This is a genomic window from Acinetobacter sp. 8I-beige, assembly GCF_902505955.1.
GTDB classification, from domain to species: domain Bacteria; phylum Pseudomonadota; class Gammaproteobacteria; order Pseudomonadales; family Moraxellaceae; genus Acinetobacter; species Acinetobacter johnsonii.
Map to the genome: position 1 here is coordinate 552,038 of NZ_LR732790.1, position 23,268 is coordinate 575,305.

The window sequence follows — 23,268 nt, forward strand, 5'->3', positions numbered from 1 at the left end:
TGGCTTGAATTGATAAAAATAAAAGTAAGTTTCTTGATCATTGCGTTGTTGTTACTGAGTTTACTGGCTTGGATACCCAGTGGTTATGCGCAGTCTTTTGATCAGAACTACCTGAACTGGAAAGCAGAGCAGCAGGCGTGGGATGATCGTATTCAAGCTCCTAAAAGCGTGAAACGTGCTGTGTCTCCTCTTCAGGCTCAACCTGTGTCGAGCACAAATAAAATTAGTTTAAATCAAGCCAGTGTTGATCAATTACAGCAACTTCAGGGTGTGGGTCTAAAAAAGGCACAGGCAATTGTGGCCTATCGCCAGAAACAAGGGCCATTTAAGAGTATAGATGAGCTACAACAGGTGCGCGGGATTGGACCGGCAATTTTTGCAAAAAATAAAACCCGTTTGGGCTTGTGAAAAAGCGGTGTCATTTATTGGTGAATTGATCAGAATCCTGCTTTGCTTTCGATAATCAAATTGCCCTTTGATTGTGTTAGATATATGATTAGCGTCATCTTAGAATTTTACGTTTAGGCGTAGGAGACAGCGGCTTTTGCAAACTTTGCGCGCGTCAAAATGTGGTTTATCAACCGCTCAATTACCTTCTTACATTTTAGATGTGATCGATGCATTAACTAAGGCAGGCTATGAAGCGTATATCGTCGGTGGCGGTGTCCGCGACATGATGCTTGGCCTAAATCCCAAAGATTTTGATGCAGTGACCAATGCAACACCGTCACAGGTAAAAGAAGTTTTCGGACGACGTTGCCGTATTATTGGGCGCCGTTTTGAGCTGGCTCACGTCTATTCAGGTCGTGAGTTGGTTGAAGTGGCAACTTTCCGTGCACCGCCGAAGAAAGAAGTCACCTCTGCGCAAGGCATGATTTTGCGTGATAACAATTGGGGCACGATTGAGCAAGACTTTGCCCGTCGCGATTTTTCAATTAATGCAATGTACTATCAGCCACGCAAGGGCGTTGTCTTAGATTTCTGTCATGCTGTGGATGACATTAAAAATAAAACCTTACGTCTACTGGGCGATGCACAAACGCGTTTTGAAGAAGATCCTGTGCGAATGCTACGGACTTTGCGTTTTGCTGCAAAATTAGGTTTCTCAATCGATCAGCAAATTCTCGACGTTTTCACCTTGGAAATGACGCAGTTACTGCGTGATGTTTCGCCGCACCGTTTATATGATGAATCTCAGAAGTTGTTCACGATGGGACATTTAAATCGTGTGTTGCCAATGTTGATCGATTTCGGCATTTGGAAGCAGTTATTTGCAGATATCCAACCGAATATCACCCCATTTATTGAACGTGCCGCTAAAAATACCGATCAGCGTATTCAAGTGGGCAAAACCATCAACCCTGCATTTTTCTATGCGGTGTTGTTATGGCAGCCGTTCTTAGAGCGTTGTGAGTTTTATAGCAGTAAAGGTATGGTTGCGGCTGAAGCTCGTGCACAAGCGGGACTTGATGTATTAAAACGCCAAGCCACGCGGACTATTATTCCGCGCTTTGCCGAAACCTTCATTCGTGAAGTGTGGGAAATGCAAACTCGACTACTCAACCCGAAAGCACAGCAAATTCAAGCCTTATCTAGCCATGCACGTTTCCGTGCAGGCTTTGACTTCTTGTTGCTTCGCGAAAAATCCGGTGATGAGGGTACGCTCGGCATGGGACAGTGGTGGGATGCCTATCAGTTGATGAGCACCGATGAAAAAGAACGTGCCATCAGCCAATATAACCGCCAACGTGCAAAATCACGTCGCAGTGGTAAAGCAAGTGCTGAAGAAGCGGCGATTGCCAAAACGGTAAGTCATGAAATTGAGCCTCTGGTGCAAGAGCAAGAATCGCGTAGTCGTCGTGCACGTAAACCGAAGCAACACGCTGAAGCTCGTACCCAGACTGGTAAGGGAACAGGTCACAGCTCAACCGAGATTAGTGCAGATCATCCAATTTTAAAACGTAAACGTGTTCAGCGTGATTTAAGCAGCGTGATTTTTGGACCGACACAATGAGCATCGTCACGTACATTGGTCTAGGTAGTAACTTAGGCGATTCTAAAGTGATTTTGACTGAAGCGGTGCACAAGTTGGCCAGTCTAGGAGATGTAAAAACCTCCAAGCTGTATCAAAGCCCACCGATGGGACCACAAGACCAGCCTAATTATTTAAATGCCGTGGTGCAACTCAGCACAAACTTGGCGCCGTTGGCTTTGCTGGATGAGCTGCAACGTTTTGAGCAAGAATCGGGACGTGTACGTTTACGCCGTTGGGGTGAGCGCAGTTTAGATTTAGATTTACTGATCTACGCACAAGAAAAAATTCAGCATGAACGTTTAGTTGTGCCTCATGTTGGTGTAATGGAACGTGATTTTGTGTTGATTCCATTGCTGGATTTAGACCCAGATTTACACATTGATGGTATTGCGTTGAAACAGTTGCCTGCTGTACAACAACCTACGTTGAGCGTGCTGGATGCAGGTAATTGGGCAAAGATTTAATTTAGCCGAGCTAAAGATGTTGAAAGGAATGGTTTGATGATTAGTTTAAATGACTTAAGAAAATTTAAAGCAGAAGGTCGCAAATTTTCCTGCCTGACTTGCTATGATGCGAGCATGGCAAAGGCAATGGAACTTGCTGAAATTGATACGATTTTAATTGGTGATTCACTAGGTATGGCGATTCAAGGTCGTGACTCCACTTTGCCTGTTACGGTTGAAGATATGGTTTACCATACCACTGCTGTACGTCGGGGCAACCAGCATGCTTTGATTATGACTGACCTGCCGTTCATGAGCTATGCCACCCTAAATGATGCTTTACAAAGCTCAAAAGCGGTAATGCAAGCGGGTGCACAAATGGTCAAAGTGGAAGGTGGTGCATGGCTGGCTGAAACGGTTCAGGTTTTGACCCGAAATGGTATTCCTGTATGTGTACACTTGGGTTTAACCCCGCAATCTGTCCATGTGTTTGGTGGTTATAAATTACAAGCACGTACCCGTGAAGCTGCGGATCAATTGATTGCCGATTGTAAAGCGGTGGTTGAAGCCGGTGCTGCTTTATTATTATTAGAATGTGTGCCTGCACAATTAGGCAAAGAAATTAGTGAATTGTTCCCACATGTCCCTGTGATTGGCATTGGTGCAGGTGTGGATACCGATGGTCAAGTCTTGGTGGTACAAGACATGCTTGGACTGACTTTTGGTCGTGTTGCAAAATTTGTGCGTAACTTTATGAAAGAACAAGCAGGGGAAACGGCGATTTTGGATGCGTTCAAGGCATACCATGCAGCGGTGCTAGATAGCTCATTCCCTGCGAAAGAACAAACATTCCAAGTCGAGCTGTAAAACATGAAAACTGAAACCACGATCCAAGGCCTATCAGCATCATTGAACCCTGCGCGAACGGCTCGAAAAAGTATTGGTTTCGTCCCGACCATGGGGAACTTGCATCAGGGGCATTTGAACCTTGTGCGCGAAGCGAAAAAACTCTGTGATGTGGTTGTAGTCAGCATTTTTGTGAATCCTATTCAATTTGGACCAAATGAAGATTTTGACAGTTACCCACGCACCTTGGAGCAAGATCAGCGCTTGTTGGCCGAGGTTGGTTGTGACATCGTGTTTGCACCATCGGTTGAGCAAATGTATGGCAACAGTCCACGTTTAACCAATATTACTGTTTCAGATATCACCAATGATTTGTGTGGTCTACAACGCCCAGGTCATTTTGATGGTGTCGCCGTTGTGGTGACGAAATTGTTCAATATTGTGCAACCTAATTTTGCTTTCTTTGGTGAAAAAGACTATCAACAGTTGGCTGTGATTCGTCAGTTTGTTCGCGATTTGAATATGCCGCTTGAAGTGATGGGTGTGGCAATTGCACGTGCTGAAGATGGTTTGGCTTTAAGTTCCCGTAATGGTTATTTAAGCGAAGAAAACCGTCAAAAGGCACCGACCATTTATCAAAGCTTAAAAGCGGCAGAACAGTCGCTACAAACTGGTACCGCTTTAGCTGATGTGTTAGCAAATATAAAGGCGACATTGACACAGGCTGGTTTTGTTGTGGATTATGTGGAAGCACGCACACCTGCATTGCAGAAATTGGATGCGTTTGACCAAGATGTGGTGCTTTTTGTTGCGGCAAAACTCGGGGCAACTCGTTTAATTGATAACTTGAAAGTGAAACATATTTAGGCAAGCTCACCTCTCAAAGGATTAAGATGAAGCGCATTTTAATTGTTACAGGACAGTCTGGTTCGGGTAAATCCTCTGCATTACAAGTATTGGAAGACCTCGGTTATTACTGTATTGATAATTTGCCTTTGGCCCTACTCCCAGAGATTGTGGCTAAGCTAGATCGGGAAAATAATCTTGAGCAGTTGGCGCTTGGTGTGGATGTACGCAGTACACGTGCAGATTTGCAAGAGTTTGACTTGGTGTTTGAACAATTGCAAAGGCATGGTACGGTCGATATTATTTATTTGACCACGCGTGACCAAGAGCTGATTGCGCGCTTTAGTGCTTCACGTCGTCCGCATCCGTTGGCGACACGCTTTCAAAGTTTGAACCAGTGTATTCAAGAAGAAAAAACCCTTTTATTGCCGATTAATTTGCGCTCAACCGTGCATATTGATACCACCGATAAAAGTGTGCACGATTTAAAGCATACCTTACTGTCAAAGTTGGGGCAGTCAGATAACCTGATTTTGATTTTGCAGTCTTTCGGCTTTAAACATGGCATTCCGTTAGATGCTGACTATGTGTTTGATGTTCGACATTTACCCAATCCTCATTGGGATTTAGAACTGCGGAAGTATTCAGGACTGGATGCCCCTGTGCAAAAATTTTTGGAACAAAGTGAGCAAACGCACGAAATGTTCCAAGATATTTATAAGTTTTTAGATAAATGGTTACCAGCTTTTGCTGAAGGGCATCGTCACTATATGACCGTGTCAATTGGTTGTACGGGTGGGCAGCATCGCTCTGTATATATTGTGGATAGACTAAAAAAAGCCCTTGAGGCAAAATGGTCTATTCAGGTCCTCCATCGAGAAATGAAGCACTGGGCATGATTGACACAACTGTTGACGTAATTAATAAACTAGGGTTACATGCGCGTGCATCTGGCAAGCTCATTGAAGTGACCACCAAATTCCGTTCTTCAATCCAAATTGGAAAAGGAGACAAATTGGTGGATGCCAAAAATATTATGTCCCTCCTGATGCTAGGCGCAGGAAAGGGCACCACTTTACGCTTGGTGCTTGAAGGCGCAGATGAAGAACAAGCTTTATCTGAGATTCAGGCACTATTTGCAGCAAAATTTTACGAGGCAGATTAATCGTGGCACGTCGACCGCATAGTTTTACTGAAGAAGACTTTGAATCTTTAGAAGGACGTGCAAGTAAAACTGAACAGAAAAAAGCCGTACAACGTATGGCATCTTTGGGTTCTCAACTTGCAGAGTTGAACACTAAACAAATTCAAAACTTACCTGTTGAAGAGCGTTTGATTGAAGCTCTTTTGGATGTAAAACTAATTACATCAAATGAAGCTCGTCGTCGCCAATTTTTACGTATTGGTAAGTTGTTGCGTAATGAAGATGAAACGGTGATTTTGTCTTATTTGACACCGCAACAAGGCGCGAAAAAAACCGCTCAATTGCAGCGTTGGGTTGATCGTATGATCAAAGATGGTGATGTGGTCATTAATGAGTTTTCCAAAACCTATAATGCCGCGGAACGTCATACCATTCGTCAGCATGTATTGCGTATTCACCGTGATGTGAAACAGCAGGCTGATGAAGAACAACTTAAAGCTTCGCGTTTGAAGTTGTTTAACTACATTCAGCAAGTGGCTTTAATTTCAGATAATTAAGCCATTTAGACATAAAAAAGCGACCTTAACGGTCGCTTTTTTATGTGAGGATTTTTGCTTGTACGATTTGCTGAATGTTTAGCTAAACTCGCCAGTTGCACGCTCTTTGGCCCAATCGCGCAGGACAAATTTCTGTAACTTGCCTGTCGACGTTTTTGGAATTTCAGTAATCACCACATCTTTGGGAACTTTAAAACGTGCCAGATGTTGCTTACAGAATTCAATGATTTCCTCAGGTGTGGTTTCTTTACCTGCTTTGAGTTCAATAAATGCACAGGGCACTTCTTGCCAGCGAGGATCGGGCTTCGCGACCACCGCAGCCGTTAAAATAGCAGGATGTTGATAGAGAATTTCTTCAACTTCTAGTGATGAGATATTCTCACCTCCAGAAATGATCACATCTTTAGAGCGGTCAGTAATTTTGGCATAGCCATCGGGTTGGCAGACTGCAAGATCGCCTGTATGAAACCAACCATCTGCAAAGGCTTCTGCGGTCGCTTCAGGGTTTTTGAGATAGCCTTTCATCACAATGTTGCCACGGAACATAATTTCGCCCATGGTCTGACCGTCATGTGGGACAGGTTGCATGGTGTCTGGATCAAGGACTTTCATGCCATCTTGCAGAGGGTACGGTACACCTTGGCGTGAGTGCAGCTGCGCTTGTTCTTGAATCGATAAGTCTGACCAACCTGCTTGAGAGGCACAAAGCGCAGAAGGGCCATAGGTTTCAGTGAGGCCATAGACATGGGTGACATTGATGCCAATATGACGCATGCCCTCAATAATTGCAGCAGGGGGCGCAGCACCTGCCACCATTACTTCGACGCGGTGTTCAAAGTGAACCCGTTGTTCTTCAGGGGTATTGATCAGCATTGATAACACAATCGGCGCACCGCAGAAATAATCGACTTTGTGTTCAGTGATGAGTTTAAAAATGAGTTCAGGGTCAATTTTACGTAAACAGATGTTGGTGCCCCCATTGGCTGCCATAGTCCATGCAAAGCACCAGCCGTTACAGTGAAACAGGGGAAGGGTCCACAAGTAGGTCGCACGTGGTGTCATGCCACAAGCAATGATGTTACTGGCTGCATTGATATAAGCCCCGCGGTGATGATACACCACCCCTTTTGGGTTACCTGTCGTTCCCGATGTGTAATTTAGGCTAATGGCATCCCATTCATCTTGAGGTAAATGCCACTCAAAGTTTTCATCGCCTTCGGTTAACCAGTCTTCATATTCGATCTGACCAATCGGAGCTGCAAAACAGTTTTCGTACTCAGCATCATCTACATCAATCACAAAAATGTCACGCTTGACCAAAGTCAAAGCTTCTTGTGCAACCGATGCAAACTCAGGATCGACCAAAAGGACTTTGGTTTCGGCATGTTCCAACATGAACGCAATGGTTTTTGCATCTAAACGTGTATTCAGCGTATTTAGTACCGCACCTGTCATGGGTACTGCAAAATGTGCTTCGATCATTGCAGGGATGTTGGGTAATAGTACCGAGACGGTATCATTCTTAGTGATCCCCAGTTTTTGCAGCTGAGAAGCAAATTGGCGACAACGTTGATAGGTTTCACGCCATGAAATATGACGGTGACCATGAATGATGGCATCTTGATGGGGATAAATATAGGCAGCTCGTTCTAAATAACGCAGCGGTGACAAAGCCACAAAGTTTGCGGGGGTTCTTGGTAGTTCGTCATAAGCGCTGACCATGTTTATCACTCCAAATTCAGTATTATTTTTCCATTGCTTAAAAGATATGCATTTTTCAGCCATCTTGCATTTATGCTTTAGTCGAGTTGCGCTTTTTAGATGAATTCATTGAACTTTTTTGTTTAGTTTATCTAAACTGAATCTATGGATTCTGTGCGATATAAGCGATTTTAGCCTATTTTATGAGCAATATGTATATGCTTGTGTTGCTACATTGTTCAATAAAAAGTGACCGATACAGTCATTATAAAATGTAGCGATGAGGATTGCGGCACATCAATTCCCCCATTTTAGGGAGGCTGCGGGATTGGCAAATGAATTCAAAATGCGCCGAAACGTGAATTTTCTAGGGGAAAAGGTTTAATCCTGTGGATAACACGTGTAAAATTCGACTGATTTTATTTATCCACCGTTTTTATCTTTTGAGGTTATACCTCGATCATAATCTCGCGGTGACATGCTCCATGGTACGGGGCATCACTCCTTAAGGATTTTTTATGCCAATTATCACTTTGCCAAATGGCGATCAAAAACAATTTGATCAAGCTGTATCTGTGATGGACGTTGCACTGAGCATCGGTCCAGGTCTTGCGAAAAATACAGTTGCAGGAAAAGTCGATGGTCGTTTAGTCGATGCATCTGACTTGATTACCACAGATGCTAGCCTTCAAATTATTACGCCTAAAGACGAAGAAGGTGTCGAAATCATTCGTCACTCTTGCGCTCACTTGGTGGGACATGCGGTGAAGCAATTGTTCCCTGAAGCGAAAATGGTGATTGGTCCTGTCATTGAAGATGGCTTCTATTACGATATTTTTACCGCAAAGCCATTTACACCAGAAGACATGGTAGCCATTGAAGAGCGCATGAAAAAGCTCATCGATCAAGACTATGATGTCATCAAAAAAATGACACCACGTGATGAGGTGATTGCAGAATTCACAGCGCGTGGTGAAGATTATAAATTACGCTTGATTGCAGACATGCCTGAAGAAACAGAAATGGGCTTGTACTACCATCAAGATTATTTGGATATGTGCCGTGGTCCACACGTGCCAAATACTAAATTTTTAAAAGCATTCAAGTTGACTAAAATGTCAGGCGCTTACTGGCGTGGTGATGCGAAGAATGAGCAGTTACAACGTATTTATGGTACTGCTTGGGCTGATAAAAAACAGTTAGCTGCATATATTAAACGTATTGAAGAAGCTGAAAAGCGTGACCACCGTAAAATTGGTAAAGCTTTAGACCTATTCCATATGCAAGAAGAAGCACCAGGTATGGTGTTCTGGCATCCAAACGGTTGGACCATTTATCAAGTACTTGAACAATACATGCGCAAAGTACAACAAGATAATGGCTACCTCGAAATTCGTACCCCACAAGTGGTTGATTTCACGCTTTGGGAAAAATCAGGCCATGCTGCAAACTATGCAGATGGTATGTTCACGACGCATTCAGAAAGCCGTAACTATGCAATTAAACCGATGAACTGTCCTTGTCACGTACAAGTGTTCAACCAAGGTTTAAAATCATACCGTGATTTGCCAATTCGTTTGGCTGAGTTCGGTTCGTGTCACCGTAACGAACCATCGGGTTCATTGCATGGCATTATGCGTGTTCGTGGCTTTACTCAAGATGATGCACACATTTTCTGTACCAAAGAGCAAATTGGTCAAGAAGTGGCTGATTTCATTCAACTGACTTTAGATGTGTATAAAGACTTCGGTTTCGAAGAAGTGCAAATGAAGTTGTCTACACGTCCAGAGAAACGTGTGGGTGATGATGCACTTTGGGATATGGCTGAAAAATCTTTAGCAGATGCTTTAGATGCTGCTGGTTTGGAGTGGGAACTTCAACCGGGTGAAGGTGCATTCTATGGTCCGAAAATTGAATTCTCACTGAAAGACTGCTTAGGCCGTGTATGGCAATGTGGTACAATCCAATGTGACTTCAATTTGCCAGAACGTTTAGATGCGTCATATGTCACTGAAGACAATGATCGTGATCAACCTGTAATGTTGCACCGTGCAATACTTGGCAGTTTTGAACGTTTTATTGGTATACTAATCGAACACTATGCGGGCTTTATGCCACCTTGGTTAACACCAATTCAAGCATGTGTGATGAACATTACCGATTCACAAGCGGAAGCATGTGAGTCAGTCGTCGCTAAACTTAAAGAAAACGGTCTCCGTGCGATTTCAGACTTGAGAAATGAGAAAATCGGCTTTAAGATTCGTGAACGTACATTAGAGCGTATTCCTTACTTACTGGTACTTGGGGACCGTGAGGTAGAGGAAGGTACAGTGAACGTGCGTACCCGCTCAGGAACAAATTTGGGTACTATGTCAATCGACGCTTTCGTTGACCTAGTAAAAGCAGCCGTTGCCGAACGCGGCCGGTACATTGTGGAGTAACAGCGATTAAACAGCCTGACCGTAATCAACAGGGCGGTAACAAATCAAACCGTCCTGCTTTGAATGATGAAATTCGTGCGAAAGAAGTCCGTCTTGTAGACGAAAATGGTGAGCAAAAAGGTATTGTTAGCTTGGCAGAAGCATTACGCGCTGCTGAAAGTGTTGAGCTTGATCTTGTTGAGATCGTAGCAAACGCTGAACCGCCTGTTTGTAAAATCATGGACTTCAACAAGCATTTGTTTGATCTAAAGCAAAAGCAGAAAGAAGCGAAGAAAAAACAGCATCAAGTACAGGTGAAAGAAATCAAACTCCGCCCGGGTACTGATGTTGGTGATTACAACGTAAAACTACGTGCAATCACTAAGTTCCTTGAAGAAGGCAACAAAGTAAAAATTACTCTTCGTTTCCGTGGTCGTGAAATGGCGCACCAACAGCTTGGTTTGGCTCAACTTCAAAAAGTTGAAGCAGATGTGGCTGACTTGGGCGTAGTTGAACAAGCACCGAAAATGGAAGGTCGTCAAATGGGTATGTTGCTTGGTCCTAAAAAGAAAAAGTAATGATCCATTGATCTTAAAAAAAGCACTGCCTATGCAGTGCTTTTTTTATTTTGTTGATTGACTATGCCGAAGTGTTTTCAGTTGTTAATTTCTTTTGTCCGATTGGAATTCGGCATGGCGCTTTTTCTTCTGGAACAATCCGTCGTAGCTGGATGGTGAGTAAACCATTTTCATAATTGGCCTCTTGTACTTCAATGTGTTCATCTAAACGTAAAGATAATTTAAATGAGCGCTGTGTGATGCCTTTATGCAAGAACTCAGCATGATTGTCTTTGGTCTGATCAGCATGTTGACCTGAAATATTAAGTACCTGATTCTCTAAATCGATCGCGAGCTCATCTTTGTTGAAACCAGTCGCAGCTACGACAATGCGGTAGTGATTATCACCGACTTTTTCAATATTGTACGCAGGATAATGTGGTGCTTCACTGAGCATTGCATGATCAAACAAATCGTTTAAACGGTCAAAGCCGATACTACGACGGAATAATGGCATTAAGCTTAAATTACTCATTGATAAAACCTCCACTATTAGGAAAAGTGATATAAATAAGCAACCTATGCGACTCGGTTAGCATGGTTGTCACAGCAATTATCGGTGTGGATGTTTGCTGTACTTTTAATATTTGGATGCTCTATAAAATTTCAAGATTAAAAAAAGATTTTTTTAAAATTCGCTTTGGTTGATAATTATTCTATTTATATGAAGTTAATCATGCATATTTTAAGATTTCAATTTTAGTTTAACCTGATGTTTCTAAGCATGGAATCATGCTATAAACAGTATCAAACCTCGACAATATGAACTAAAACGAGAAAAGTAACAGGATAACCACATGATCGATTTGTACTATTGGGGAACACCCAACGGACATAAAATTAGCATCGCATTAGAAGAGATGGGTTTGGAGTATCAAGTCTTTCCCATCAATATTTTAGAAAATGATCAGTTTCAACCCGACTTTCTACGCATTTCCCCCAACAATAAAATCCCTGCAATTGTGGATCAAGATGGTCCTAAAGGTGAAGCCATTTCTGTGTTTGAGTCAGGGGCGATTTTGCAGTATTTAGGGCGTAAAACAGGGCAGTTTTATCCAAGCGATGAACAGTCTCGTGTTGAGGTTGAGCAGTGGTTAATGTGGCAAATGGGTGGCTTCGGTCCAATGCTTGGACAGAACCATCACTTTAATAAATTTGCTCCCGAACGTATTGCGTATGCAACTGAACGCTATGTCAATGAAACCAAGCGCTTGTATGGTGTACTAGACAAGCAGCTTTTTGGTCAAAACTATGTGGCTGGAGAGTATTCGATAGCGGATATGGCAATTTTCCCATGGATTTTGCGTTATGAGTGGCAGCAAATTGACATAAATGACTATCCAAATGTGAAGGCTTATAGGGAGCGTATTCAAGCGCGTTCTGCGGTTCAGCGTGCGTTGGCGCTTCGAGTTAATTAGTTACAGAAGCGCTGACTTGAACTGTGTTAAGCTTAGCGCCTTCAAGGTATAAGCCATTCTTTAAAGCCACCGATGGGTGGCTTTTTTGTTGAAAGGTTGTTTGGACATCAGCGTAATGAAAAAAGAGTTTTTCCTCAATTTAACCCGTATTATTGAAGCGAATCCTAAAATCTATCTCAGTATTATTGTGGGGATTGCAGGATGTTTGGTGCTATTTGTAGCTGAAGCGGTACACATTCAAAAAATCATTGAACTGCTGAATACTAAAGATCAGGTGGTACTGCGTGCTGCAATTGAACCGATTGCCGATAAATATTCATGGTCACGTTGGTCTTTGTTGATTCTTGCATTGATCTGGTCAAGTTTTGCCTATAGCTCAACCAAGAAAAAGCTGGGTTTAAAATCATAAAATGATGTGGGCCTTAGGACTACTTTTCCTTTCTGCTTTTGGGGCGGCGACACTGCTGCCGTTACAGTCAGAAGCAGTCTTGGTGGGATTGTTGGCTCAGACGCAGTATCCAGTGTGGTTGTTGGTAGCTGTTGCCAGTCTAGGTAATATCTTAGGTAGCTGTGTGAATTGGTGGCTCGGCTTGAAAGTTGAGCAATACAAAAACAAAAAATGGTTTCCCGTCTCAGAGCAAAAGATGTTGCAGGCGCAGGGCATTTATCAAAAATATGGTTTTTGGTCTTTATTGCTCAGTTGGGTGCCCGTTATTGGTGATCCGATTACCCTCATTGCAGGATTACTCAAGGAACACTTTGTTCGTTTTGTCGTGATGGTGAGTATTGCAAAAATAGGACGCTATCTTTTTGTGTATTGGATGTTTAGTCAGTTCTAATTATTTTCAGAGACCAACTGGCCACATGCTTATATTGGCTGAATGGGTTTAAAGTTGATATAGAGATGACACGAGTGAGTGAAAACTCGTGTCATGCTAAATTTTTAACGACAAGCATTCAGATCGAATTCAATTGCATCTTTAAATTTAGACTTTTTATAGAGCCACAGTGTACTTGCCGTGCGTTTAACACTGACTTTGCTGTTTGCAACGGCTTGTAAAACTTGTTGATCAAGCGCGTAAATACCTGAACCTTTGATAATTTTAGGCTTCTTGATGTTGCCGTGTTTATCGGCTTTAAAGCTAAATTTAATTTGACGGTCATGATCATTTAACTGGGTTGAATCTAGCGCAAGCGTAGGTTGAGCCTGATATTGAAAAGGCACTTTTTGCTGCTGTTGTTGCGCACGCCAATTCTTCGAGTCAAAGCTATAGCTACATGCTTCGGCATCATCTGGGGTCAAGTTTAAATTAAAAACTTGATAACCAATGACAGCTAAAGCGGTGTCGTCCTCTATAAACGGTTTTACTTTGGCTTGAAGCACGGCATTTACCAGCTTTTCATCCAAAGCTTTGAGTCCAGTTGTTTCTTGGACTGTCGCTTTGGTTACATCACCTGTTTCATCTGCATACACACGAATAATCGCTGCACGGTTTTGTTGGTTTAAATCACTATTTTTATATTGGGGTTTGGGAAAATCTACCCATTGAATACGCGTGGTCAAATGCGCCGATTGAGCTGAACTTTTTTGAATGGTGAGTTCTAATGGTGGCTGAGCTGCATGACTGAGATGAAAGGGCAGTGTAGATAATGCGAGCAAGAAGAGTGGTTTCATATGATCGATTTCTTTTATAACGCATCCAGTGCGCATGACTTAAATAATTGTTGCGAGTATTTCCTGAATTAGAAAGACTCGCAAGTTATATTGTTAAATTAAAACTATTTTTGCTCGGCTTGGGTGATGTCTACACCAAATAAGTCTTTGGTTTTAGCCCAACTGAGTGCGACCACCAAGAGCGTCATGCTGCCGCCAAAAACCGTTGCAATCACAGGGCCTAAATATTTTGCTGCAAGACCTGACTCAAATGCTCCCAGTTCATTACTACTCGACACAAACATGCCATTTACCGCTGCAACACGGCCTCGCATATTCTCAGGAGGATAAATTTGTAAAATGGTCTGACGAATTACCACTGAAATACTGTCACATGCACCCGTCATAGCAAGAGCAAACAAAGACAACCAGAGGTAGTTTGAGTAAGCGAACAATAAGGTGAATAGGCCAAAACCTGCAACAGCAAGCAGCATATTGCGCCATGCATGTCGGGTGGGCGGAAAACGCGTCAGCGCAATCATGGTGATGAGTGCACCAATCGATGGTGCTGCCCGTAAATAGCCCAATCCTTCAGGCCCAATTTTCAAAATATCTTCAGCAAAGATCGGGAGTAAAGCGATCACACCGCCGAACAGCACTGAAACTAAGTCGAGTGAGATGGCCCAGAGGACGATTTTAGTTTTAGCAATAAAGCGAAAACCTACACCTAAACTTTGTAGTACACGTTTCGTTTCAATTTTAGGAAAAGTGCGTTTGCTTAAAAGATTGACGAGTAAGAAGCATAGGCTGAGCAGTACCGCTACACTAATTAAACTGGTTTCACGGCCTAAAAATGCCAGCATAAATCCACCGAGCATCGGCCCAATAATCACCCCGCTTTGCCAACCAATGGTGGTCCATGTGGCGCCATTGGTATAAATGTCTCGTGGAATTAAAAAGGGTTTGAGTGATGTTGCAGATGGATTATAGAACCCCGAATTGTTCCTAGGCCAAAGATCACGGCATAGACACCCCATGACAGGGTGGAGAGTTCAATTTGCTTTAAGGTATAAGCATGAAATAACCCCCATAAAATCAAGGGCAGAGGAATGGCAAAGAATAAGCAGATTTTCATGATGGTTTGCTTATTAAAGCGATCTGCAAAATAACCACCCCATAAGGAGAGCGCAATAAAGGGGATTGCTTCTGCCAGACCAATCAAGCCTAAAGTGAGAGGATCTTTGGTAATTTTATACAAAGAATACGCCACAATAATTTCCTGAATTAAAATGGCAAGCGTCAGACAAAATTGATTGAGCGTAACAATAGAGAAGTCTCGGTATCGAAGTGCGGCAAAAGCATCCTGTGTAGCGTTCATAAGGGTACAGTATGGAATGGATGAGGCATTATACGACTTGGACTAAACCACGGTTATAAATTCATCGCTTAAAGCTTATCGGGAAATAAACTAAGCTTGCTTTTATTGTTGATTATTTGCTTTTGTTTTAGACAAAGTTCGATTAGAATATTCGCTCCCTTACCTGCAGGTCGTTTTGCAATGGTGCAAACGTTCCGAACAGGTGTTCAAAAGAGGTTGTTATGCCTAAGATGAAAACTCGCCGTGGTGCAGCTAAGCGTTTTAAAGCTACTGCTAACGGTTTCAAGCGTAAACAAGCGTTCAAACGCCACATTTTGACCAAAAAATCTGCTAAGCGTATTCGTCAATTACGCGGCTGTGTAATGGTTCACGTGAGTGACGTTGCTTCAGTTCGTCGTATGTGCCCATACATCTAAGGAGATTATAAATGGCTCGTGTAAAACGTGGTGTACAGGCTCATCGCCGTCATAAAAAAATTCTTGCTCGTGCTAAAGGTTACTACGGCGCTCGTTCACGCGTATATCGCGTAGCGTTCCAAGCAGTAATCAAAGCGGGTCAATACGCTTACCGTGACCGTCGTCAGAAAAAACGTCAATTCCGTGCTCTATGGATTGCGCGTATTAATGCTGGTGCTCGTCTAAATGGTTTATCGTACAGCCGTATGATCGCTGGCTTGAAAAAAGCTCAAGTGATTATCGACCGTCGCGTACTTGCTGACATCGCTATGCATGACGCAGTTGCATTTGCTGCTTTAGCTTCTAAAGCTAAAGATGCATTAGCTGCATAAGTCTTTAAGACTTAAAGAAAGACCGCTTTTTAGCGGTCTTTTTTATTGTTTGAATGAATGATGCTTTTATAAAGTGCATATAAAAATGCAATCGTTAGTATAAAAGTATTTCCCCATGATACGGAATAGAAAGCCAAAGTCCACAATGCACAGTAACACCAAATGATGTGCCATAAAAATTTCATGATTTTGAATAAATTAAAAGAGCTTACAGCTACGCACTTTGTTTCTACTTGATGTTCTATGTCTTTTAGGTGTGCGGTGTTTTCTACTACATCGTTAGATGTCCGAATTTGAACGGTATTTTTTTCAATAGAAAAAGAAGAATCTTTTGTTGTTTCTGGAATATTGGACAAGTAATTACAATTTTTAATGTCTGAAAACTGATATTGATTTGCACAGTGTTTAAAGATTAGTGGGCGGAGTAGGGTCAGTTGATTATAGGCTGCTGAAAAAGTATCCCTTTCGTTATTATTCATTTGAATATAATCGGAATATTCATTTTTTGAATGTGATGCAGCGGAATATTGCTGTTCTAATAAAGCTGTATTTTCTATCAAATTCGAAGCGTAATTTTTTCGGATAGTGAATGGAAATATCGGATACTGCTCTTTTATAGAATCATTGAATAAATCGCCGACATAGCAATTATTGATATCTAATGGAATTGGATAACTGCCATATTGTTTTGCCATATCATTAAAATAAAGACGTGCTTCTGTGTCTTTAAAAAAAGTATCCCAATTAATTGGCTTTAAGTCTTGTTCTATAGTAGAAATTGCTTGAGGGGATGGGTGGTGCAACGTGTATGCCTCTACATTTTGGTAATAATTGGAATAATTATAAAAATCTTTGTTTCCATGTTCATCAAAACTTTGCCATGTTGGTGTTTCATCGCTATGGATTAAAACTTTATATTCATTATGAGGATAATGCACAACAATACAGAAACTTTCTTCATCGGTTGAAAAATAAAAAATCGAAGAGTCATTGAGTTCCATATGCAAGTCTTGAGCAACATGTAAACTCAGTTTTATGGCTCCGGATTCTTGTAACCTACTTAAGAGATGTGAAGCAGAACCGCATAAAAGCGTACCGTATTTAGTATCACGTAATATTGGAAAATGGTTGAATAATAATGGATGCCTATCTAGGATCTCTGTATCAACCGCACCATTTAAATATTCATTTCCATAACTCACAAATGCAATTTGGCGATAAGCTCTATTTAGGTACACTTTTTAATTCCGATAACTATATTTTACTAATTGAATAAATACTAAAAATTATTGTTTTGTCGGTGCAGAGAATATCGGTGTTTACGTTTTTAGGCTATTACTTTAATTGTAATTTTATTGCTAATAATGTTTTAAGTATTGAAACTTCTAGATATAGTTTTTTTAACTCTTTTCGAGTCTTGGTAGATGGTTATGAAAAGAATCAATGTTGTAGGAACTTCTGCTACAGGCAAATCTACATTTTCCAGAGCTTTGGCCGAAAAGTTAGATTTGCATTATATCGAGTTGGATAATCTATTTTGGCTTGATGACTGGCAAGAATGTCCCGATGAGGTGTTCTTTGCCAAGATTGAGGCAGAAGTACAGAAGGCGACACAGGGCTATGTGATCGATGGTAACTATACCCGCGCCATTCCTGTGAAATGGGCGGAAATTGATACTGTCATTTGGTTGGACTTACCGTTTCCAGTCAACCTTTACCGTTCTGTGAAGCGTGCGGTTCAGCGGGCATGGGCACAACAGGATTTATGGGAAAACTCGAATAATCGGGAAAGTTTGCTGCGGATGTTTGGTCGGGACTCGATTATTTGGTGGATGATTAAAACACATGCTAAAAACCGACAGAAATACCTAAAAATGATGCAGATGCCTGAATATCAACATATACAGTGGATTCATTTAAAGACACCGAAGCAGGTGAGTCATTTTTTAGATCAGTTGGCTGTTGAAAAGCTTAGCGTTTAAATCAGAGAATAGCAGTGCATACTCAGCGATTAAGATGAACCTCTAAGCTTTAGTTACATAAATCTGCTTTAATCTCAAAGGTGGTCGATGCCTAATAAATAAAAAGATTAAAAAGAAAAGGAGCGGGATATGCTTGCAGAAATTACTGGAATGGGACAGGGAAGTATCACGGTGGAATTACAAATGATTCCCAGAAAAGGTGAGTCAGTCAAAATTATGTATGGACCTGATGCGGAGCTAGAGGGCGAGGTTGTTTCGGTTAATCATTATATTAATCAACATGCCAATCAGCATAAGGTACAAATCAAAATCCGGCCCTTCAATCTTCTAATTACCGCCTGAAGAAGTTGAGCCCGTAAAAAGCGCCCTTTGAGAGGAGCGCTTTGATATCTCGCTAATAACTTATAAGCCAAAATAATAGCCAACTACGCAGATCAAAATCGTAATCACGATTAAAGCAAATACCCCAGTTTTCCCTGATTTATGGTGTATTTCATGAGGCTTGCTCTCTATCGCACTTAATTTAGGTGTTGGATGATTACGTGCATCCAGTGGTGTGGTCGTATCTTTGGGTGTGAGCTGGGCGGTTTGATAGTGATTGGCCACTTTCACGATAAACTTGGTACTTAAATCATCAACCTTTTGTTCAAAATGACGTAGGTTCAATTGCTCATCTGGCGTGAGCACTTGGCCTTCGGCATTGTAAGGATGTTGAATCTTAGTTTGGATCAATGCTGATAGTGCATCTAAACGATACAGCGTTTGGTGTGCATAATCAGCAGCGTAGTCTGTTGGTAAAAGAGCGAGATGATGAGCTTCATCTGAGGCATCTTGTTGCCCATAGTAAGGTAAGTCTATCGTCTCAGGCTCTACTAAACCTTGTGCAAATGGCGCACTAAACAGTTCTTGTTCGGTAAAGTTTTCGATTTCATCCCATTTCGGCGTTTGTAAGTCCGCTTCAATGCGTTTGCTGAGTTTGTGATTCAGTTCAAAACGCCATAAATTTTCACTACGGATTGAGCTTTGTTGTGTTTTTGGAATTATAAAATCGTGTTCAGCGCTGTACCACTCTGCCAGTTCTTTACCAAAAATCCAAGCAGTTTTTTGCTGTGCTTGATGGCTCACAATAATATGTGGTGTAGCAAGCAGTTCAATATTTGAGTTGGGGTTCTTTTCATCTGCTAGCAATTTTGAACTATGCAGACTGAGCTGTTTGACCCCTTGTTTTTTTAAGGCTTCAAGCCAGACCTGAAAATGCTGAGCCAGTAAATGTTGGCTATTTAGATCACGAAACTGAAAGCAATGTCGGTCAAAAATGGCATGTTCTAACCAACGTTGGAAACTTAGGTTGTGGCGTAAATATTCATTGCCATAAGTAACTAAAGTAAGTTGTTGTTGCCAAATAGGATCAAGCGACATCGTTTGTTGTTCTCTTCTGTAATGACACTATCTTAACCTGTTTATAAAACCATGTACTAAACAAATTTTCCTGATCGTAGAGCTTCATCAACGTGCTTAAAAACTGATAGAATATGGGGTTTTATTAATTTTATAAATTGTTGCTTTGAGAGTTACTATGTCACTGGAAGCCCTGACCACTGAAGCGCTTGCTGCGATTGCAGCAGCAGAGGACCTTGCTACACTCGATCAAGTACGAGTGCAGTTTACGGGTAAGAAAAGCCAGCTCGCTGAGCAATCCAAAGCTTTAGGTAAAATGGACCCTGAAGAGCGTAAAAATTTTGGTGCGCAAATTCATGCAGTCCGTGAAGCAATTACCGGTGCTTTGACTGAACGCCAAACACAATTACAACAAGCAGCGTTGGCGCAAAAACTTGCAAGTGAAACGGTGGATATTACTTTACCGGGTCGTGGTCAAACGATTGGTAGTATTCACCCCGTTACTCAAGTACAAGAGCGTATTTGTCAGTTCTTTACTAAAGCTGGTTTTGTGATTGAAACTGGCCCAGAAGTTGAAGATGACTATCACAACTTTGAAGCTTTAAATATTCCAGGGCATCACCCTGCGCGTGCAATGCACGATACTTTCTATTTCGATGCGACACATTTGCTACGTACCCATACTTCGGGTGTGCAGATTCGTACCATGGAAACCCAGCAACCCCCGATTCGTATTGTGTGCCCGGGGCGTGTATATCGTTGTGACTCTGACCAAACGCATTCGCCAATGTTTCATCAAATTGAAGGTTTGTATGTAGCTGAAAATACTAGCTTTGCAGAACTGAAAGGTTTATTGGTTAATCTATTAAATGAATTCTTTGAAAAAGACTTAAAAGTACGTTTCCGTCCATCTTATTTCCCATTCACAGAGCCAAGCGCTGAGGTGGATATTATGGATGAGCGTGGTAAATGGTTAGAAGTGCTTGGTTGTGGCATGGTACATCCAAATGTCCTACAGGCAGCAGGGATTGATCCTGAAAAATACAAAGGCTTTGCTTTCGGTCTAGGTGTGGAACGTTTTGCGATGCTTCGTTATGGCATCAATGACTTGCGTATGTTCTACCAAAACGATGTGCGTTTCTTACGCCAATTTGCTTAATAGTTTAAACAGTTATTTTAGAATTATTGAAATCCCCCTAAATCATCCCCCTTTATAAAGGGGGACTGGTCTACCTAAAACGGTGGTGTGTTTTCCTCTCTTTAAAAGAGGGGTTAGGGGAGATTAAGGACATTGAATTTATGAAAATTAGCGAAAATTGGTTGCGTACATGGGTTAACCCAGCCGTTGATAGCAATACTTTATCTGACCAACTGACCATGCTGGGTTTAGAGGTCGATGATTTATCGCCTGCGGCAAAACCGTTCACTGGCGTGGTTGTTGGTGAAGTGTTGACGGTAGAGCAACATCCTGATGCAGACCGTTTACGTGTGACCACAGTGAATATTGGTTCAGGCGAGCCGTTGCAAATAGTGTGTGGTGCACCAAACGTACGGGTTGGTATGAAAGCCCCTGTGGCAACCATTGGTGCTGTGCTTCCAGGTGATTTCAAAATCAAGAAAGGCAAACTTCGTGGCATTGAATCACAAGGTATGTTGTGTGGTGCATCTGAAATTGATCTAGAAGATAAAATTGATGGCCTTTTAGAGTTACCCGTTGATGCACCTGTCGGTGTGGATATTCGTGAATATTTAAATTTAGATGATCATGTGATTGACATCAGCATCACGCCAAACCGTGGTGACTGTTTCAGTATTCGTGGTATTGCCCGTGAAATTGGGGTGATTAACCAACTGACTGTGACTGCACCTGAAATTAATGCCGTTGCTGCGACTATTGCTGATGAGAAAAAAGTTGTGGTGAGTACTGAAGGCTGCCCACGTTATTTAGGTCGTGTGATTAAAAACGTGAATACCAAAGCAGCAACCCCAGAGTGGATGGAACGCGCTTTGGTTCGCTCAGGGATTCGCCAACACAGTATTTTGGTTGATATTACCAATTATGTACTGATGGAGTTGGGTCAACCGCTCCATGCTTTTGATGCAGCAAAAATTCAAGGTTCAGTCCAAGTTCGTCAAGCGAATACGGCGGAGAAATTGGTTCTACTGAATGAACAAGAAGTTGAGCTCAATGAAAAAGTCATGGTGATAGCGGATGATGAAAAAGCATTGGCGATTGCAGGCATCATGGGGGGCTTATCTTCATCTGTTAGCGATGAAACCCAAGACATTTTCTTAGAGTCTGCATTCTTTGCCCCATTAGCAATTGCAGGTCGTGCCCGTAGCTTTGGCTTACATACCGACGCATCGCAGCGTTATGAGCGTGGCGTGGATTTTGAACTCCCAATGCTCGCGATGTACCGCGCATCACAATTGATTGCAGAATTGGCGGGTGGTGAGTTCGGTCCGATTACTGTTGCTGAACAAGCTGAAGTTTTGCCTAAGCGTGAAGCGATTGAGCTAGAACAAGCACAAGTGGATCAATTGCTCGGTTATCGTGTAGATGCTGCATTTATTGCGGATGCCTTAACCCGTTTAGGTTGTGCTGTGACGGTTAAAGCAGAAGGTCAGTGGTCTATCGTTCCTCCATCACACCGTTATGATATGGCGATCTACCAAGACCTGATTGAAGAAGTTGCGCGTATTCATGGTTATGACCATATTCAAATCAGTTTGCCAAAAATTGAAGCGAAATTGGCGCAATATCAAGACCAATTTGAAATGACTCAGCTGCGTCAAACTCTCGTGACTTTGGGTTATCAAGAAGCAATTAGCTTTAGCTTTGCAGATTTAAAGCTTGAGAAGCAACTCAATGCGGCTGTGAATCCTTTGGCTTTGGCTAACCCAATTTCAAGCGATTTAGCGGTGATGCGTTCAACACTGCTTTCTAGTTTGATTCCGTGTGTGCAATACAACGTAAACCGCCAACAAAGCCGTGTACGTTTCTTTGAACTAGGCTTACGTTTTGACTATCAAGATGCTGAATCTATTCATGATTTGAAACAAATTCCTACCCTGGCAGTGATTGCAACAGGTGCAAAAACTTCAGAAACTTGGCATGCTAAACCTCAAGCTATGGATTTCTTTGATTTCAAAGGTGAAATTGAAGAAGTATTGGCAGCAGGTCGTGTGCAAGTAGACTATGTTCGTTCTGAGCGTAGCTGGTTACATCCAGGACAGTCTGCTGAGGTCTTAGTCGATGGCCAGTCTATTGGTTACTTTGGTCGTTTACATCCATCTTTAGAAAATGCATTGGATTTGAGCACAACTTGGGTGGCTGAACTTGATCAATCGGCTGTTTTGCAAACTTATGTATCTAATTTTACAGAATTATCACGTTTTCCGTCGGTTAGACGTGATATTGCGCTTTTAATTAGTGATAAGATAAATGTAAGTGAAATTCAGCAACTTATCGAAAAAACAGGTGGTGAGCTTTTAGACTCGACTTGGTTGTTCGATGTGTACACTGGGCAAGGCGTTGAAGACGGTAAGCGCTCATTGGCATTTGCACTTCTTTGGCAACACCCATCACGTACGCTTGAAGATGCTGAAATTAAATCCGGTATGGATCATATTTTACAAGTGTTGGAAAACACTTATCAGGCGACATTGAGGGCTTCATGACAGCATTAACAAAAGCGGAAATGGCTGACCATCTAAGTGAGCTCACGAGTTTAAACCGTCGTGAAGCTAAGCAAATGGTCGAGTTGTTCTTTGACGAGATTAGCCAAGCGCTAATCTCTGGTGAGCAAGTTAAACTTTCTGGTTTCGGTAACTTCGAGTTGCGTGATAAACGTCAACGTCCAGGTCGTAACCCGAAAACGGGTGAAGAAATTCCGATTTCTGCACGCCGTGTAGTAACCTTCCGCGCAGGGCAGAAATTCCGCCAGCGTGTGGGAAATGAGCAGATCGATTGATCTGCTTTTTTTTGCTTAGAATTTTTGGTGATCATTTGGCTGATTCAATTATTGCCAAATAATGGAAC

The 23,268-nt window shown here is 42.1% G+C and carries 25 protein-coding genes and 1 pseudogene; 20 read left to right on the forward strand and 6 right to left on the reverse strand.

From position 1 onward, the window contains the following. Positions 1-9: 9 nt before the first annotated feature. The 8 genes from GVX98_RS02645 (at position 10) to yjgA (ending at position 5,871) form a co-directional block, all read left to right on the forward strand. Entirely contained in the window at positions 10-408 is a 399-nt protein-coding gene (locus GVX98_RS02645) for a ComEA family DNA-binding protein (RefSeq protein ID WP_159127190.1), read from the forward strand. Between the two features lie 136 nt (positions 409-544). After that, positions 545-2,014 carry a polynucleotide adenylyltransferase PcnB gene (gene pcnB, locus GVX98_RS02650; protein ID WP_078388725.1) on the forward strand — a complete coding sequence of 490 codons (1,470 nt, stop codon included), beginning with the start codon at positions 545-547 and terminating at the stop codon, positions 2,012-2,014. Further along, complete coding sequence (folK, locus tag GVX98_RS02655) at positions 2,011-2,499, forward strand: 2-amino-4-hydroxy-6-hydroxymethyldihydropteridine diphosphokinase (protein WP_159127191.1); 489 nt, start codon at positions 2,011-2,013, stop codon at positions 2,497-2,499. The genes pcnB and folK overlap by 4 nt, the downstream gene beginning before the upstream one ends. A 36-nt stretch (positions 2,500-2,535) precedes the next feature. After that, the gene (gene panB / locus GVX98_RS02660) at positions 2,536-3,345 is read left to right on the forward strand and encodes a 3-methyl-2-oxobutanoate hydroxymethyltransferase (protein WP_159127192.1); all 810 of its coding nucleotides are present in this window, start codon (positions 2,536-2,538) and stop codon (positions 3,343-3,345) included. A 3-nt stretch (positions 3,346-3,348) separates the two neighbouring features. After that, positions 3,349-4,191: a pantoate--beta-alanine ligase gene (panC, locus tag GVX98_RS02665; protein ID WP_004979164.1), complete on the forward strand. Its 843-nt coding sequence runs from the start codon at positions 3,349-3,351 to the stop codon at positions 4,189-4,191. Positions 4,192-4,217: 26 nt separating this feature from the next. Further along, positions 4,218-5,069, forward strand: a complete 852-nt coding sequence (rapZ, locus tag GVX98_RS02670; protein WP_004692298.1) for an RNase adapter RapZ — start codon at positions 4,218-4,220, stop codon at positions 5,067-5,069. Then, the gene (locus GVX98_RS02675; RefSeq protein WP_010325935.1) at positions 5,066-5,335 is read left to right on the forward strand and encodes an HPr family phosphocarrier protein; all 270 of its coding nucleotides are present in this window, start codon (positions 5,066-5,068) and stop codon (positions 5,333-5,335) included. Before rapZ ends, GVX98_RS02675 begins: the two co-directional genes overlap by 4 nt. Positions 5,336-5,337: 2 nt before the next feature. Next, positions 5,338-5,871: a ribosome biogenesis factor YjgA gene (gene yjgA / locus GVX98_RS02680; protein WP_159127193.1), complete on the forward strand. Its 534-nt coding sequence runs from the start codon at positions 5,338-5,340 to the stop codon at positions 5,869-5,871. A 78-nt stretch (positions 5,872-5,949) separates the two neighbouring features. Here yjgA and GVX98_RS02685 read toward each other — a convergent pair whose 3' ends face one another. Then, a complete protein-coding gene (locus GVX98_RS02685; RefSeq protein WP_159127194.1) occupies positions 5,950-7,593 on the reverse strand; it encodes an acyl-CoA synthetase in 1,644 nt (547 codons plus the stop codon). A 497-nt stretch (positions 7,594-8,090) separates the two neighbouring features. On the opposite strand from GVX98_RS02685, the gene thrS reads away from it, so the two are divergent. Next, entirely contained in the window at positions 8,091-10,013 is a 1,923-nt protein-coding gene (thrS, locus tag GVX98_RS02690; RefSeq protein WP_159127195.1) for a threonine--tRNA ligase, read from the forward strand. A 5-nt stretch (positions 10,014-10,018) separates the two neighbouring features. Further along, entirely contained in the window at positions 10,019-10,570 is a 552-nt protein-coding gene (gene infC / locus GVX98_RS02695; protein ID WP_078425166.1) for a translation initiation factor IF-3, read from the forward strand. Positions 10,571-10,631: 61 nt separating this feature from the next. On the opposite strand, the gene GVX98_RS02700 is transcribed toward infC, so the two are convergent. Further along, a complete protein-coding gene (locus tag GVX98_RS02700) occupies positions 10,632-11,084 on the reverse strand; it encodes an Hsp20 family protein (protein WP_125274092.1) in 453 nt (150 codons plus the stop codon). Positions 11,085-11,406: 322 nt separating this feature from the next. Between GVX98_RS02700 and GVX98_RS02705 the strand changes: the two genes are divergently transcribed. The 3 genes from GVX98_RS02705 (at position 11,407) to GVX98_RS02715 (ending at position 12,866) form a co-directional block, all read left to right on the forward strand. Beyond that, the gene (locus GVX98_RS02705) at positions 11,407-12,027 is read left to right on the forward strand and encodes a glutathione S-transferase N-terminal domain-containing protein (RefSeq protein ID WP_159127196.1); all 621 of its coding nucleotides are present in this window, start codon (positions 11,407-11,409) and stop codon (positions 12,025-12,027) included. A gap of 115 nt (positions 12,028-12,142) precedes the next feature. Beyond that, positions 12,143-12,436 carry a hypothetical protein gene (locus GVX98_RS02710; RefSeq protein ID WP_114836810.1) on the forward strand — a complete coding sequence of 98 codons (294 nt, stop codon included), beginning with the start codon at positions 12,143-12,145 and terminating at the stop codon, positions 12,434-12,436. A 1-nt stretch (position 12,437) separates the two neighbouring features. After that, positions 12,438-12,866: a YqaA family protein gene (locus GVX98_RS02715; RefSeq protein WP_078388718.1), complete on the forward strand. Its 429-nt coding sequence runs from the start codon at positions 12,438-12,440 to the stop codon at positions 12,864-12,866. A gap of 104 nt (positions 12,867-12,970) precedes the next feature. On the opposite strand, the gene GVX98_RS02720 is transcribed toward GVX98_RS02715, so the two are convergent. Together GVX98_RS02720 and GVX98_RS02725 are read right to left on the reverse strand one after the other, a co-directional pair. Beyond that, the gene (locus GVX98_RS02720; protein ID WP_078388717.1) at positions 12,971-13,702 is read right to left on the reverse strand and encodes an energy transducer TonB; all 732 of its coding nucleotides are present in this window, start codon (positions 13,700-13,702) and stop codon (positions 12,971-12,973) included. Positions 13,703-13,806: 104 nt separating this feature from the next. Then, a pseudogene (locus GVX98_RS02725) lies at positions 13,807-15,059 on the reverse strand (MFS transporter). A gap of 221 nt (positions 15,060-15,280) precedes the next feature. Here GVX98_RS02725 and rpmI point away from each other — a divergent pair. Together rpmI and rplT are read left to right on the forward strand one after the other, a co-directional pair. After that, positions 15,281-15,475, forward strand: a complete 195-nt coding sequence (rpmI, locus tag GVX98_RS02730; RefSeq protein ID WP_004278281.1) for a 50S ribosomal protein L35 — start codon at positions 15,281-15,283, stop codon at positions 15,473-15,475. An 11-nt stretch (positions 15,476-15,486) separates the two neighbouring features. After that, positions 15,487-15,846: a 50S ribosomal protein L20 gene (rplT, locus tag GVX98_RS02735; RefSeq protein ID WP_004692276.1), complete on the forward strand. Its 360-nt coding sequence runs from the start codon at positions 15,487-15,489 to the stop codon at positions 15,844-15,846. 29 nt (positions 15,847-15,875) lie between these two features. Here the strand turns inward: rplT and GVX98_RS02740 are convergent, their stop codons facing one another. Next, positions 15,876-17,084: a hypothetical protein gene (locus GVX98_RS02740; protein WP_159127197.1), complete on the reverse strand. Its 1,209-nt coding sequence runs from the start codon at positions 17,082-17,084 to the stop codon at positions 15,876-15,878. A 192-nt stretch (positions 17,085-17,276) separates the two neighbouring features. Here GVX98_RS02740 and GVX98_RS02745 point away from each other — a divergent pair, with 192 nt between their 5' ends. Together GVX98_RS02745 and GVX98_RS02750 are read left to right on the forward strand one after the other, a co-directional pair. After that, on the forward strand, positions 17,277-17,828 hold the full coding sequence (locus tag GVX98_RS02745; RefSeq protein ID WP_035326386.1) for an adenylate kinase: 552 nt from the start codon (positions 17,277-17,279) through the stop codon (positions 17,826-17,828). Positions 17,829-17,957: 129 nt separating this feature from the next. Continuing rightward, positions 17,958-18,170: a hypothetical protein gene (locus tag GVX98_RS02750; RefSeq protein ID WP_004692273.1), complete on the forward strand. Its 213-nt coding sequence runs from the start codon at positions 17,958-17,960 to the stop codon at positions 18,168-18,170. A gap of 60 nt (positions 18,171-18,230) precedes the next feature. On the opposite strand, the gene GVX98_RS02755 is transcribed toward GVX98_RS02750, so the two are convergent. Then, positions 18,231-19,247, reverse strand: a complete 1,017-nt coding sequence (locus GVX98_RS02755; protein ID WP_159127198.1) for a hypothetical protein — start codon at positions 19,245-19,247, stop codon at positions 18,231-18,233. Positions 19,248-19,404: 157 nt separating this feature from the next. Between GVX98_RS02755 and pheS the strand changes: the two genes are divergently transcribed. The 3 genes from pheS (at position 19,405) to GVX98_RS02770 (ending at position 23,200) form a co-directional block, all read left to right on the forward strand. Further along, positions 19,405-20,385, forward strand: coding sequence for a phenylalanine--tRNA ligase subunit alpha (gene pheS, locus GVX98_RS02760; RefSeq protein ID WP_004979194.1), 981 nt, complete (start codon positions 19,405-19,407; stop codon positions 20,383-20,385). A gap of 140 nt (positions 20,386-20,525) precedes the next feature. After that, complete coding sequence (gene pheT, locus GVX98_RS02765) at positions 20,526-22,907, forward strand: phenylalanine--tRNA ligase subunit beta (protein ID WP_159127199.1); 2,382 nt, start codon at positions 20,526-20,528, stop codon at positions 22,905-22,907. Next, positions 22,904-23,200: an integration host factor subunit alpha gene (locus GVX98_RS02770; protein WP_004649746.1), complete on the forward strand. Its 297-nt coding sequence runs from the start codon at positions 22,904-22,906 to the stop codon at positions 23,198-23,200. Before pheT ends, GVX98_RS02770 begins: the two co-directional genes overlap by 4 nt. Positions 23,201-23,268: the final 68 nt, after the last annotated feature.